Raw genomic sequence first — 12,935 nt, forward strand, 5'->3', positions numbered from 1 at the left:
GTTCTCGCGGCCGGTGGCGACGGGGCCGGCGCCGGACTTCTGGGCGCCCCGATCGCGCGGCGCACCCGGTCGGGGTGGCGCAGGACGTCGTGCGCGGCGACGGACGGGTGTGCCGCACCTCGATGGCCCGGGCCGCCTCCACGGCCGTCCGGTCTGGGGCCTTTCGTTCGGATCAGGGCGGATCAGGCACCGGAGCCCGCGAGCCCGGTCTGATCCAAACGGAAGGCCCCGGGGTTCGAGACCCCGGTGGGCGCTGCTGCAACAGCTGCCGCCGGGGTCTTCGCCTGCGTCCGCCCGGGGTCGCGGGCGGTTTCCTGCGCGTCGATGTCCTGCCAGTCCTGCGGGACCTCGCCGGTGTCGTGGAACGACTGCCACTCCTCGATGCCGCTGATGGTGGCGTCGCCGATCTCCTCGCGGAACTTCCTGATCCACGCCACCCGAGCCTCCAGCATGTGCGGCTGGTACTCCGTCTCGACGACGAAGACACGGGGCAGCCTGTCACCGAGCCGGCTGAGCACTCCGCGCAGCGCCGCGGCCTGCTTGCTCTGCGCCTGCTCCCGGTCGCCGAGCAGGGTCTCCACCTCCTGCGGCGGCAGCACCGGCAGCAGGGCGAGGGCCGTCTCGGAGGCCGGGAACTCCTCGGCCGCACCGCGATCAGGTCGGACAGCCAGTCCAGCATCTCGACGCGCCCGCCCTCGGTGATGCCGTACAGCGTGCGCTCCGGGCGGTTGCCCTCGCGCTGTACGACCGCGACCTCGACGTAACCGTGCTTCTCCAGGTTCTGGACGACGGTGTGGAGCGAGCCGAAATTGATCTTGACGCTGTGCTGCTTGCCCCGCCTGCGGAGGGTCTGGGCGATCTCGTACGGATGCATGGAGCGCTCGGCGAGCAGCACCATCACCGTGAGCGCCAGCGGATTGCTGAGCTTGCGCCGCTCGGCCACCGACACCGCCCCCTTCTTGTCGGACGCGCGTTTCTTCAGAGGTCGTCCGGCGCAGGAGACGTGGAAAGATGCCCGCCCCCGCCAATCCGCACCGGCACCGGCTCCGAATCACCCCCGGAGAGCGATGACCATCGAAGGGAACCCCCGCGTGAAAGAAGCCGTGTACATCAGCGGAACGGCCGCGGCGGGGCCCGATCTCCAGGAGCTGATGGGAAGGGTCGCCCGGGGCGACCAGGACGCCTTCGCCCAGGTCTACGACACGGTGAGCGCTCCGGTGCTCGGGCTCGTCCGCGGCGTCCTGCGCGATCCGGCCCAGTCCGAGGAGGTCGCCCAGGAGGTCCTGGTCGAGGTGTGGCGTACGGCGTCGCGCTTCCAGGCCGCCCGGGGCAGCGCCATGAACTGGGTGCTGACCCTGGCCCACCACCGCGCCGTGGACCGCGTCCGCTCGGCGCAGGCGGCGGCCGCCCGTGAGCACAAGGCGGCCCTGCTCGACCGCACGCCCGCCTTCGACGACGTCACCGAACAGGTCGAGAGCCGGCTGGAGCGCGAGCAGGTGCGCCGCTGCATGCGGACCCTCTCCGAGCTGCAGCGGGAGTCCGTCACCCTGGCGTACTACCGCGGGCTGACCTACCGCGAGGTGGCCGAACTGCTCGCGGTGCCGCTCGGCACGATCAAGACTCGACTGCGCGACGGACTGATCCGGATGCGCGACTGCCTCGGGGTGAGCGCATGAGTGACGCCGGACTCCACACATTGACGGGTGCCTACGTCCTGCACGCACTCCCGGACGCGGAACGCCGGGACTTCGAACGGCACCTCGGCGCCTGCGATGCCTGCTCCGTGGAGGTGCGCGAGCTCTCCGAGACCGCGACCCGGCTCGGACTGGCCGCCGCCGCCCCGGCCCCCCGGGAGCTGCGCGAGCGGGTGCTGCGGGAGATCACGACCGTACGCCAGGAGCCGCCGGCCGTGGGCCGCCGAGACCGTTCGCGTGTCCGGCGGGGCGGGGCGGCCGGATGGCCCCGGTTCGCACTGGCGGCGAGCCTGGCCGCGGCGGCGGGCTTCGGCGGCGTCGCGGTCTGGCAGCACCAGGAGGCGCGGGACGCCCGCCAGGAGGCGGAGGCCGCCCGGCAGCAGGGCGCGCAGGTGGCCGAGGTCCTCGCCGCCCCCGACGCCCGGTCGTCGGCCGGCACGCTGAAGAACGGCGCGAAGGGCACGGTGGTGGTCTCCCGGAGCCAGGACCGCGCCGTGTTCCTGGCCTCGGGGCTGGCGAAGGCACCTAGCGGCAAGGTGTACCAGCTGTGGTTCGACGACGGCGGCACGATGCGCCCGGCGGGCCTGATGCGGGCCTCGGGCGCGTCGCCGACGACGTACGCGGCCATGCTCGACGGCCCGGTCGACGGGGCGACGGGCATGGGCATCACCGTGGAACCGGCGGGCGGCTCGGCGCAGCCGACCTCGGATCCACTCGCGCTCATGGACCTGCCGAGAGCGTGAGGCGGAGGGGCGGGGCCGCGTGACGGGGCCCCGCCCCCTCGGAGACCGTTCAGCCCCGGCGCGGCGGGCGTGGGAAGAAGCCGCTGGTCCGCGCGGCGTACGCGGCGAAGCCGGGGCGCTCGGCCATGTGCCGCTCCAGGAGGGCCTTGCCGCTGCCGCCGACGAGCAGATACGTCATCAGGGCGGGCGCCACCAGCGTGGCCGCGGCCGGCGCCTGGCAGGCGATCAGGAACAGGCCCCACCACACGAGAAGTCCCCGAAGTAGTTCGGGTGCCGGGTCCAGGACCACAGCACCCGGTCCGTGATCCTGCCCCGGTTCGCCGGATCGGCCTTGAACCGGGCCAGCTGGTGGTCGCCCACGCCCTCGAAGAACAGACCGACCGCCCACAGCGCGGCCCCGGCCCAGGCCACGGCGCCCACGGGCCCGGTCAGGTTGCCGGCCGCCTGCACGGGCAGCGAGATCAGCCAGCACAGGGCGCCCTGGAGCAGGTACAGCCGGGAGGCCCGGGGCAGGGCCGAACATGCCGTGGTGGTCGAGGAACCGGAAGAGGTAGCGGGCCGGGTAGCGCATCGCGGTCGCCGGGTCGCAGGACCAGACCGCCGCCACCAGGGGCGTCAGGAAGTGCGCGGTGAAGTACGGCGAGAAGCGGCCGCGCGCGGCGAACTCGCCGAGGGTCAGCGTGTCCGCGTCCGGTCCGCCGCCGCGCAGCAGCCGCCGGGCGGACCGGTGGAACCGGGGCACGGCGGCCAGCATGCGCGGATAGGCGGGGGCGCGGAGCGCGGCCGGGCGGGCGGGCGGGCGAGGAGTCCGGCGGGGCCGCGGGCGCCCGCGTACTCCAGGCCGCAGCCCCCGCACCGTACGGACGTGCTCATCTCCGACTCCTGCGTCGGCACGCCGAGTTCGGCGAACAGCCGCAGCAGGTGCGGGTAGGTGCGCCGGTTGTGCACGATGAAGCCGGAGTCCACGCGGTGGACGCGGCCGTCCGCGCCGGGCAGTTCGTGGGTGTGCGCATGGCCGCCCACCCGGTCGTCCGCCTCGAACAGCGTCACGTCCTGGGCCGTCCGCAGGATGTGAGCGGCGGTCAGTCCCGCCACCCCGCTGCCCACGACGGCCGTGCGTCGCCGCCTGTCTGTCATGCCACTCCCTCCGAGCACCGGCACCGCACGCGGCGGATGCCTCTGGGAAGGTGGTTCGTTACAGGTCGCGCGGCGGATTGCCCGGAAGCAACTCTCATCCGATCGGGTGACAGACCAATCCGCCGGGCCCCCGGCGCCGAATCCCCGTCGTGAGTGAAGATCGGAACGATCCGCAGACCGGGGCCGCAGCGCCCCGGCGGTCCCGTTGGGCCCGTGCGGCCTGCGCGGCGCTCAGCGGTGTGATCGCCGGGTTCTGTGCCCTGGCCGTCGCCGAGCTGATGGCGGCGGTCGTCCGTCCCGAGGCGGGTCCGGTCGCGGTGGTGGGCGGTGCGGTGATCGACCGCACTCCCCCGGCGCTCAAGGACTTCGCCGTACGGAACTTCGGGACGAACGACAAGCTGGTGCTGGAGCTCGGCATCCTGGCCCTTCTGGCGCTGTTCGCCGTGGCGGTCGGGCTGCTGGCGCTGCGGCACCGGCTGCCGGGCGCCGCAGCCGTGCTGGTCTTTGGTGCGGTCGGGGCTGCGGCGGCCATCGGGCGGCCGGAGGGGCGGGTGTCCGACGCCCTGCCGTCGGTGATCGGTGCCGTGGTGGCCGCGGGGTTGCTGTATCTCCTGGCCGGACGGCTGACCCCGGCCGTCGCCCCGTCACCCGGCGGGCCCGCGGCCGGGGCGTTCGACCGGCGCGGGTTCGTCATCGCGGCGAGCGCCGCGGCGGCCGCGTCGGCCGGGGCCGGTCTGCTGGGGCGGCGGATCACCTCCGCCGTGCAGGCCGGGGCCGCCGCGTCCCGGCGCGACCTGGTGCTGCCCGTGCCCGACTCGCCGGCACCTGCCGTACCGGCGGGCGCGGAGCTGAAGATCCGGGGCCTGGGCCCGTTCGTCACGCCCGACAAGGACTTCTACCGCGTCGACACGGCCCTGGTCGTGCCGCGCGTCGATGCCGAGGCGTGGCGGCTGAGGATTCACGGCACGGGCGTGCCCGAGCCAGTGACGCTGAGTTTCCGGGACCTGCTGCGCCGGGAGATCGTGGAACGCGACATCACCCTGACCTGCGTATCGAACGAGGTGGGCGGGCCGTACGTGGGCAACGCCCGGTGGATCGGCGTGCGGCTGGCCGATCTGCTGCGGGAGGCCGGGGTGAGGCCGCCGTCCGAGGGCGGGCGTGCCGACCAGATCGTGGCGCGCTCGGTGGACGGGATGACGATCGGCACTCCGGTCGAGGACGTCATGGACGGCCGCGACGCGCTGCTCGCCCTCGGCATGAACGGCGAGCCGCTGCCCTTCGAGCACGGCTTCCCGGTCCGGATGGTCGTCCCCGGCCTGTACGGATACGTCTCGGCCTGCAAGTGGATCAAGGACATCGAGCTGACCACGTTCGACGCCTACGACGCTTACTGGGTCAAGCGGTCGTGGTCCCCGCGGGCCCCCGTCAAGACCCAGTCCCGCATCGACACCCCCCGCCCCTTCGCCTCCCCGAAGGCCGGCACGGTCCCGGTCGCCGGGGTCGCCTGGGCCCAGCACCGGGGCATCACGCGGGTCGAGGTCCGGGTGGACGGCGGCCCGTGGCATCCCGCGCGGCTGGCCGCGCAGGCCGGCCGGGACACCTGGCGCCAGTGGGTATGGGAGTGGCCGGCCACCCCCGGCAGCCACACCTTGGAGGTCCGCGCGACGGACCGGACCGGCGCCGTGCAGACCGACCGGCGCGCCGGGACCGTGCCCGACGGTGCGACGGGCCGGCACACGGTGGTGGTCGACGTGACCTGACCGGCGCGCGCCGCCCGGGGCACCCACTTGTGCAGCGCCCGCCCGGGCCGCCCACATCCCCCATCAACTACCCCTCGTAATCAATCAGTCACGCGTATGAACCAGGAGAACACCATGAAGGTCATCCACGCCCGCCGCGCCGCCGTCGCCCTGTCCGCCGCGGCGATCCTGCCGCTGGCCCTGACGGCCTGTTCCAGCGATTCCAAGGACAGCGCGTCCGGCTCCACCGCGTCGTCGGCGAAGGCCCCGGCGCCCGCCTCGCCCTCCGCCGACGACTCCATGGGCATGGACAAGCCCTTCGGTCCGGCCTGCGCGTCGGTCCCGAAGGACGGCGCGGGCTCCTTCTCCGGCATGGCGAAGGACCCGGTCGCCACGGCGGCCTCCCACAACCCTGCCCTGTCCACCCTGGTCACCGCGGTCAAGAAGGCCGGCCTGGTCGACACCCTGAACAACGCGCAGAACATCACCGTGTTCGCCCCGACCAACGACGCCTTCGCCAAGATCCCGAAGGCCGACCTCGACAAGCTGCTCGCCGACAAGGCCGCGCTCACCAAGGTCCTCACCTACCACGTGGTGGGCCGGGAGCTGACGCCGAAGCAGCTGGAGAAGGGGTCCTTCGACACCCTGGAGAAGGAGGAGCTGACGACGTCCGGCTCGGACATGGCGTACACCGTCAACGACTCCTCGAAGGTCGTCTGCGGCAATGTCCCGACCGCCAACGCGACGGTCTACATCGTCGACACGGTGCTGATGCCGCCCGCCGCGTAGCGGTTCTCCTCGCGGTGGGCGCCACGCCCACCGCGAGGCCGTCGGGCACAGTGCGGACGCTGCGGAGATCCGGTCACCGCAAAACTACGCATAAGCCAGATATAAGAGCAGACTGGTGTGTGCGGGCCATTTCCCGCACACGGCGGTGACCGGGTCCGCACGATCCGAAGGGGAACGAACTCATGTCAAACGTCTCGCACGCCGGCCACGACATGGCCGGACACCCCGATGCACCGGAGATGAGCGACCGCTACGCGCGCGTGATGGGCGGCCGCGACGTGGCGCTCGTGGACGCGCCGGTCTTCCTGGTCGGCCTTTACTGCGCCGTCTCCCCGTGGGTGCTGCACTTCACGACCTCGCAGTCCTCCCTGGTGACGAACAACCTGATCATGGGTATCGCGATCGCCGTGCTCGGTCTCGGGTTCACCGCGATGCCGCAGCGGATGTACGGCCTGAGCTGGGCCATCGTCGCCATGGGTGCCTGGATGATCGTCTCGCCCTGGGTGGTGGGCAGCAGTCCGGACAGGGGAGTCGTCCTGAACAACGTCATCATCGGCGGACTGACCGCCCTGCTGGGAATGGTGTGCGCGGGCGCGTCGATGAAGATGAGCCGCGGCGGCCGACGCGGTTAGCGTCCCGCAGCCCACTCCCGGGGGGACGGAGCCCCCGCACCACCGCCGACCGGACCGCGTCTCCGGCCGGCGGCCGTGCGCCGGGGCCGGCGCCACGCCTCAGCCCTCAGCCCTCAGCCCTCAGCCCTCAGCCCTCAGCCCTCAGCCCAGGGAGCTGTACGCCACCACGCCCCGCAGCACCTCGTCCACCGCCTTGCGCGCGCTGCGCGCCACCGTGCTGTCCTCCCGGGGTGCGGCGGCAGCCACCTGACCCAGCACGTCGATGACCTGCTTGCACCACCGTACGAAGTCGCCCGCCGGCATCTCCGCCTCCCGCAGGACCTCGTCCAGCGACCGGCCCGACGCCCACATGTACACCGCCCAGGCGAAGCCGAGATCGGGCTCGCGCTGGCCGACCCCCTCCGCCTGGTTGATCTTGAAGTCCTCCTCCAGGGCGTCGAGCCGCCCCCAGATCCGGACCATCTCGCCCATCGCGGTCTTCGCGGGACCGGACGGCAGCTTCGGCGCCACCGCGTCGTCGGCCTGCCGCGCCTCGTACACCAGGGCGGAGACGCAGGCCGCGAGCTCCGCCGCGTTCAGCCCCTCCCAGACACCCGCGCGCAGGCACTCGCTCGCCAGCAGGTCCAGCTCGCCGTACAGCCGGGCGAGGCGCCGTCCGTGCTCGGTGACCTCGCTGCCGCGCAGGTAGTCCAGCTCGGTGAGCAGGGCCACGATCCGGTCGAAGGTGCGGGCGATCGTGTTGGTCCGGCCCTCGATGCGCCGCTCCAGCTGCCGGGTGTCCCGCTGGAGCCGGTAGTAGCGCTCGGCCCAGCGGGCGTGGTCCTCGCGCTCGTCGCACCCGTGGCAGGGGTGGGCGCGCAGCTCGGTGCGCAGGCGCGCGATCTCGCGGTCGTCGGCGGCGGGGGCGCGCCCCCGGCGGTGCCGGTCCGGGACGATGTGGCCGGCCTTGGTGCGCAGCGCGGACGCCAGGTCGCGGCGCGACTGCGGCGAGCGCGGGTTGAACGACTTCGGGACGCGCATCCGCTCCACGGCCTCGACCGGGACCGGGAAGTCGATCGAGGCGAGCCGCTTGACCTGCCGCTCGGCCGTCAGCACCAGCGGCCGGGGCCCGTCGTGGTACTCCATGCCGCGGTGGCCGTGCCCGTTGGTCCGCCCGGCCGGAAGCCCGGGGTCCAGGACGAGCGCGAGCCCGGCGAACTTGCCGGTCGGCACATGGATGACATCGCCGGGCTTCAGCTTCTCCAGGGAGGCCGCGGCGGCGGCCCGCCGCTGCGTGGCACCCTGCTTGGCGAGCTCCGTCTCCCGGTCCTTGAGGTCGCGGCGCAGCCGCGCGTACTCCTCGAAGTCACCGAGGTGGCAGGTCATGCCCTCGCGGTAGCCCTCCAGGCCCTCCTCGTTCTTCTGGACCTGCCGGGAGATCCCGACGACCGACCGGTCCGCCTGGAACTGCGCGAACGACGTCTCAAGCAGTTCGCGCGAACGGTGCCGCCCGAACTGGTGCACGAGATTGACCGCCATGTTGTACGACGGCCGGAAGCTGGAGCGCAGCGGGTACGTGCGCGTGCCGGCGAGTCCGGCCAGGGCGCCCGGGTCCATGCCGCGCTGCCAGAGCACTACGGCGTGGCCCTCGACGTCGATCCCGCGCCGCCCGGCCCGGCCGGTCAGCTGGGTGTATTCACCGGGGGTGATGTCGGCGTGCTGCTCGCCGTTCCACTTGACGAGCTTCTCCAGGACCACCGAGCGGGCGGGCATGTTGATGCCGAGCGCCAGCGTCTCGGTGGCGAAGACCGCCTTGACCAGGCCGCGGACGAACAGCTCCTCCACGACCTCCTTGAACCTCGGGAGCATCCCGGCGTGGTGCGCGGCGATGCCTCGTTCCAGACCTTCGAGCCACTCGTAGTAGCCGAGGACGTGCAGGTCCTCCGGGGGGATGGACGCCGTCCGCTCCTCCACGATCTCCCGCACCAGCCGGCGCTTGTCCTCGTCGTTGAGCCGGAGTCCGGCGTGCAGGCACTGCTGCACGGCGGCCTCGCAGGCGGCCCGGCTGAAGATGAACGTGATGGCGGGCAGCAGGCCCTCGGCGTCGAGCCGGTCGATGACCTCGGGGCGCGAGGGCGTCCAGATCCGGCTGCGCTGGCGGCGCTCGCGCTCACGGTCGGCCTCGCGCACCATCTTGCCGCGCCGCCGTTCGCGCGGGTTGTACCCGCGCTGGTTCTCCATGCGGGCGAGCCGCACGAGGTCGGGGTTGACCTCGCGGCGGGTGACGCCCCGGCCGCCGTGGTCGCTCTCCTCCTCGAAGAGGTCGTACATCCGGCGGCCGGCCAGCACGTGCTGCCAGAGCGGCACGGGCCGGTGCTCGGAGACGATCACCTCGGTGTCGCCGCGCACGGTGTCCAGCCAGTCGCCGAACTCCTCGGCGTTGGACACGGTCGCCGACAGGGAGACCAGGGTGACGGATTCGGGGAGGTGGATGATCACTTCCTCCCACACCGCGCCCCGGAAGCGGTCGGAGAGGTAGTGCACCTCGTCCATCACCACGTGTCCGAGGCCGTTGAGCGCCTGGGAGCCCGCGTAGAGCATGTTCCGCAGGACCTCGGTGGTCATCACGACCACCGGGGCGTCGGCGTTGACGCTGTTGTCACCGGTCAGCAGGCCGACCTTCTCCGCGCCGTAGCGCTTGACCAGGTCGGCGAACTTCTGGTTCGACAGGGCCTTGATCGGGGTGGTGTAGAAGCACTTGCGGCCCTGCTCCAGGGCGAGGTGCACGGCGAATTCGCCGACGATCGTCTTGCCCGAGCCGGTCGGGGCCGCGACGAGCACGCCCTTGCCGGCCTCCAGCGCCTTGCACGCCTCGATCTGATACGGGTCGAGATCGAAGTCGTACATCTCGCGGAACGGCCCGAGCGCGGTCGCCTGCGCGGCGGCCCGGAGCCGGGAAGCCTGGTATTGCTCAGCTGGTGAGAGGTCCTCTGTCATCTTGTCCACGAGCCTACCCGCCGCCTCCGACAGTGACGCGATCTTTAATCGCCCATGGCTCAGGCCCCGGGAGCCGCCCCGAGCACCCGCACGGCCTTCGGTACGCAGGCGGCGGTCAGCGGCAGGGCGCCGAGGGGTTCGCCGTCCGCGTACGCGGTGATCCCGACGGCTTCCAGAGTGATCGAGGAGACCCGGTGCACGGTCACGACGGGGTGGCTCAGGTGCGTCCCCCTGTACACCCGGGGGAAGACCTTGAGCAGCGTCGTACGGCTGCACTCGCCGACCACCGTGACGTCGAAGAGGCCGTCGTCCATGACCGCGTCGGCGCAGATCCGCATGCCGCCGCCGTACGCCGTGCCGTTGCCGACCGCGATGAGCGTCGCCCGGATCTCGCGTGCGGGCCCGTCGTCGAGGGTCATGCGGTACGTGATCGGCTTGAAGGCGGCGAGTTCGGCGAGGATCGCCAGGTCGTACTTGAACCGACCGCCCACCCAGCGCATCCGGTTGCCCCGATCGTTGACCCGGGAGTCGAACCCGGAGGCGAGCACGGACCCGAACCAGCGCTCCCCGACCCGGCCGAGGTCGATCTCGCGCACGGGCGCCCGGCCCTTGAGCGCGTCGGCGGCGAGCCGGCCCGCCGCCTCCGGGTCGCGTATCGGCAGGCCCAGGGCGCGGGCGAAGTCGTTGCCGGTGCCCACAGCCACGACGCCGAGCGGGGTGAGCGTCCCGGCGACCGCCTGGAGGGCCAGGGACATCAGCCCGTCCCCGCCGACGGCTATGAGCGCCCCGGTCCCCTCCGCCACCGCCTCGCGCGCCCGGCGCAGCGCGTCATCCGCGTCCTCGCCGAGGATCGTGCGTACGGAGAAGCCGGCCTCCCGCAACGCGGAAGCGGCCGGCTGCGCGGCTCGCGCGCCCCGGCCGCGCCCCGCGGTGGGATTGACGAAGAGGGTGATCTCGCTGGTCACCCGGGGACCCTACAAGGTCAGGTGATGTTCTCGTAACCGTCGCGCTCACGGTCGAAAACGCTCATCATCGACAGCGGCCCGCCCCCTTAGGGCGGGCCGCTTACTACGGTGCGAAACGCGGATCAGGCGATGGGCTCAGCTGTCATTGCTGAGCCACGGGGTTGTCGCACAGTGGTCGTCACCAAGGTTCGCGACACAGACGGTGAGCTTGATGCGGCTCCCCTTGCCCCCGTAGGCGTTTGTGGTGCTGGCCTCATAGAAGTTCTTGTCGCACTTCGCCCAGTCACCTTGTCCACGGTCGTTCGTGCACTTACCGTTTCGGTACGCATGCCACGTACCGCTGGAGTCACGAATTTGATTCTGCCACTTGGCGTAGACGGAGTAAGCATCATAGGAATTGTCGCGGGTGTAGATCACATCACCGTAGGGCTTGAAGCACCCTGTGGCACCCGCTACTTCCACGATGCAGGTCCCCCCACTCGGCTCGCCGCTGGCGACACCCTTGTCAACCTCCTCGGCCGCAGCCGCAGGACTAGCCATCGTCACGAAGAGCGCACCACCTGCGGCCAACGTTACGAATGTCGACCGCATCAGACCACGACGACGCATTTTGAATTTCCCTCCCCTGGGATTGCAAAAACAAGGGGCCCCTCCACGCATGACGTGCCGTGAACGCCCCCAAACACCAGGTGAACGGTATGCACCCCCTTCGTCACTCACAAGGTGATTTTCGGCAAACCCTTGGCAGGCTTGCGCCGCTTCTCCCCTGTGACACGCAGAGAGGAGACCACCTCATGACCGGTGGTCTCCTCTCTGCGTGACGTGTAGCAGCCCGCTACGTCACGTCGTCATATCCATCCGCGCGATACCCTTCCGCGCGCGAGCGTTCACCGGTTGCCTGCTCGGGAAACTCTCGACTCGCACTGACCGGCTCGACCGCACCCACGCTCTCCGGCGTGAGGTCGAGGTGCGAAGCCTCATCATCAGCGGGCTCCTCGGCGCGCCGACGAGCCCGACGACGGTCGTTCGCCAGCGCAATACCCGTAGCCCCGAAGTACAGCACGCAGATGGGGCCCGCAAGCGCCAGCATGGAAATCGGATCGGTGCTCGGAGTGGCGATGGCGGCGAAGAGCGTAATGCCCATGATCATGCCGCGCCACCAGCCGATCATCTTCTTCCCGGAAAGGACCCCACCGAAGTTCAGCATGACCAGAAGCAGCGGAAGCTCAAAAGCAAGGCCGAACACGAGGATCATCCGCATGATCAGCTTGAGGAGATCGTCGAGAGGGAGCTGGTTGTCGCTTCCGATGAGCGAGAACTCCAACATCACGGAAGCCATCTTGGGCAGCGACCAGTAGGCGAAATATGCTCCCATGACAAACAAGGGGAAGCCCGCACCCACGAAGCCGAGAGCATATTTCTTCTCGTGACGATGAAGCCCTGGGGCGAGAAACCCCCAAAGCTGGTAGAGCCAAACCGGAGACGCCAGTACTGCACCCGCCGAGAAAGAGACCGTGAGGGCCAGCGTGAAGGGGCTCAGCAAGCCGTTCTGCACGATACGCGCGCAGTGCGCATCATTGGGCGCCTTGGCCAGGTGGGAGAAAGTGTATTCGCAGCCCACCGCCCTGAGAATGGGGTTCGTGAAGAACTCCATGACGTCCTTGTAGAAGAAGGCGGCGACGACGCTCGCGACAACCATCGCCAACACGCTCTTGACGAGCCGGTTACGGAGCTCGCGCAAATGCTCCCCGAGCGGCATCCGCCCCTCGGGGTCCTTCTCCTGTTTGCGGGCAGACTTGAGCAACCCACGTCCTCATCTCGTGCGCAGGCCGACGCCCAGGGCCGGCCTTCGATCAGCTCTTGATCAGTTCACGGGCTCAGCTCTGCGACTGGTTGGTCTTCTCCGACACGGGACGGGAGCTGGTCACGTCGCCGGGCGCCGCCTTGATGGTGCGCGGCACCGACACGTCCTGGTCGTTGTTCGGCGGGTCCGCGGGAGCCGCCGCGGTGTTGCCGCCCTCACTCTTCATCGCCTTCGCCTCGCTCTTGAGGATGCGGGCGGACTTGCCCAGCGAACGCGCCATGTCGGGGAGCTTCTTCGCACCGAACAGCAGAATGATCACTACGAGAATCAGGATGATCTCGGGGGCACCGAGCTTTCCGAACATATCCGTTTACCTTCTTCGCTGAGGCAGCAGGGGCGGGCTGCAGGTCCGGCCGGACCGGTGTCAGGCCGTCGCGTCGACGGCGATGGTATCCC

General features: G+C 70.8%; 10 protein-coding genes and 3 pseudogenes. 5 read left to right on the forward strand and 8 right to left on the reverse strand.

All coding sequences use genetic code 11. The features are described from left to right. Positions 1-311 precede the first annotated feature (311 nt). A pseudogene (locus E6R18_RS06135) lies at positions 312-943 on the reverse strand (PadR family transcriptional regulator); the annotation flags it as partial. A gap of 148 nt (positions 944-1,091) precedes the next feature. On the opposite strand from E6R18_RS06135, the gene E6R18_RS06140 reads away from it, so the two are divergent. Next, positions 1,092-1,676 carry a sigma-70 family RNA polymerase sigma factor gene (locus E6R18_RS06140; RefSeq protein WP_136315816.1) on the forward strand — a complete coding sequence of 195 codons (585 nt, stop codon included), beginning with the start codon at positions 1,092-1,094 and terminating at the stop codon, positions 1,674-1,676. Continuing rightward, entirely contained in the window at positions 1,673-2,437 is a 765-nt protein-coding gene (locus E6R18_RS06145; RefSeq protein ID WP_136315817.1) for an anti-sigma factor, read from the forward strand. The genes E6R18_RS06140 and E6R18_RS06145 overlap by 4 nt, the downstream gene beginning before the upstream one ends. Positions 2,438-2,486: 49 nt before the next feature. Here the strand turns inward: E6R18_RS06145 and E6R18_RS06150 are convergent. Both E6R18_RS06150 and E6R18_RS06155 read right to left on the reverse strand, forming a co-directional pair. Further along, positions 2,487-2,935: pseudogene (locus E6R18_RS06150) on the reverse strand (DUF1295 domain-containing protein); the annotation flags it as partial. 22 nt (positions 2,936-2,957) lie between these two features. Continuing rightward, positions 2,958-3,574, reverse strand: a pseudogene (locus tag E6R18_RS06155) (NAD(P)-binding protein); the annotation flags it as partial. 278 nt (positions 3,575-3,852) lie between these two features. Here E6R18_RS06155 and E6R18_RS06160 point away from each other — a divergent pair. From E6R18_RS06160 to E6R18_RS06170, 3 genes are all read left to right on the forward strand, one after another. Then, positions 3,853-5,334 carry a sulfite oxidase gene (locus E6R18_RS06160; RefSeq protein ID WP_240799611.1) on the forward strand — a complete coding sequence of 494 codons (1,482 nt, stop codon included), beginning with the start codon at positions 3,853-3,855 and terminating at the stop codon, positions 5,332-5,334. 114 nt (positions 5,335-5,448) lie between these two features. After that, positions 5,449-6,102 carry a fasciclin domain-containing protein gene (locus tag E6R18_RS06165; RefSeq protein WP_136315912.1) on the forward strand — a complete coding sequence of 218 codons (654 nt, stop codon included), beginning with the start codon at positions 5,449-5,451 and terminating at the stop codon, positions 6,100-6,102. 182 nt (positions 6,103-6,284) lie between these two features. Beyond that, positions 6,285-6,734, forward strand: a complete 450-nt coding sequence (locus tag E6R18_RS06170; RefSeq protein ID WP_206308225.1) for an SPW repeat protein — start codon at positions 6,285-6,287, stop codon at positions 6,732-6,734. Between the two features lie 141 nt (positions 6,735-6,875). Here the strand turns inward: E6R18_RS06170 and E6R18_RS06175 are convergent, their stop codons facing one another. The 5 genes from E6R18_RS06175 to tatA all read right to left on the reverse strand — a co-directional run bounded on the left by E6R18_RS06175 (position 6,876) and on the right by tatA (position 12,843). Then, positions 6,876-9,710, reverse strand: a complete 2,835-nt coding sequence (locus tag E6R18_RS06175) for a DEAD/DEAH box helicase (RefSeq protein ID WP_136315914.1) — start codon at positions 9,708-9,710, stop codon at positions 6,876-6,878. A 59-nt stretch (positions 9,711-9,769) separates the two neighbouring features. Further along, positions 9,770-10,675 carry a diacylglycerol kinase gene (locus E6R18_RS06180; RefSeq protein WP_136315818.1) on the reverse strand — a complete coding sequence of 302 codons (906 nt, stop codon included), beginning with the start codon at positions 10,673-10,675 and terminating at the stop codon, positions 9,770-9,772. A gap of 135 nt (positions 10,676-10,810) precedes the next feature. Next, positions 10,811-11,284, reverse strand: coding sequence for a hypothetical protein (locus E6R18_RS34685; protein ID WP_240799607.1), 474 nt, complete (start codon positions 11,282-11,284; stop codon positions 10,811-10,813). Positions 11,285-11,510: 226 nt separating this feature from the next. Next, positions 11,511-12,479 carry a twin-arginine translocase subunit TatC gene (gene tatC, locus E6R18_RS06190; RefSeq protein ID WP_136315819.1) on the reverse strand — a complete coding sequence of 323 codons (969 nt, stop codon included), beginning with the start codon at positions 12,477-12,479 and terminating at the stop codon, positions 11,511-11,513. A 73-nt stretch (positions 12,480-12,552) separates the two neighbouring features. Further along, on the reverse strand, positions 12,553-12,843 hold the full coding sequence (tatA, locus tag E6R18_RS06195) for a Sec-independent protein translocase subunit TatA (protein ID WP_136315820.1): 291 nt from the start codon (positions 12,841-12,843) through the stop codon (positions 12,553-12,555). Positions 12,844-12,935: the final 92 nt, after the last annotated feature.

It is taken from the genome of Streptomyces sp. A1277 (assembly GCF_004795015.1).
Classification (GTDB): Bacteria; Actinomycetota; Actinomycetes; order Streptomycetales; family Streptomycetaceae; genus Streptomyces.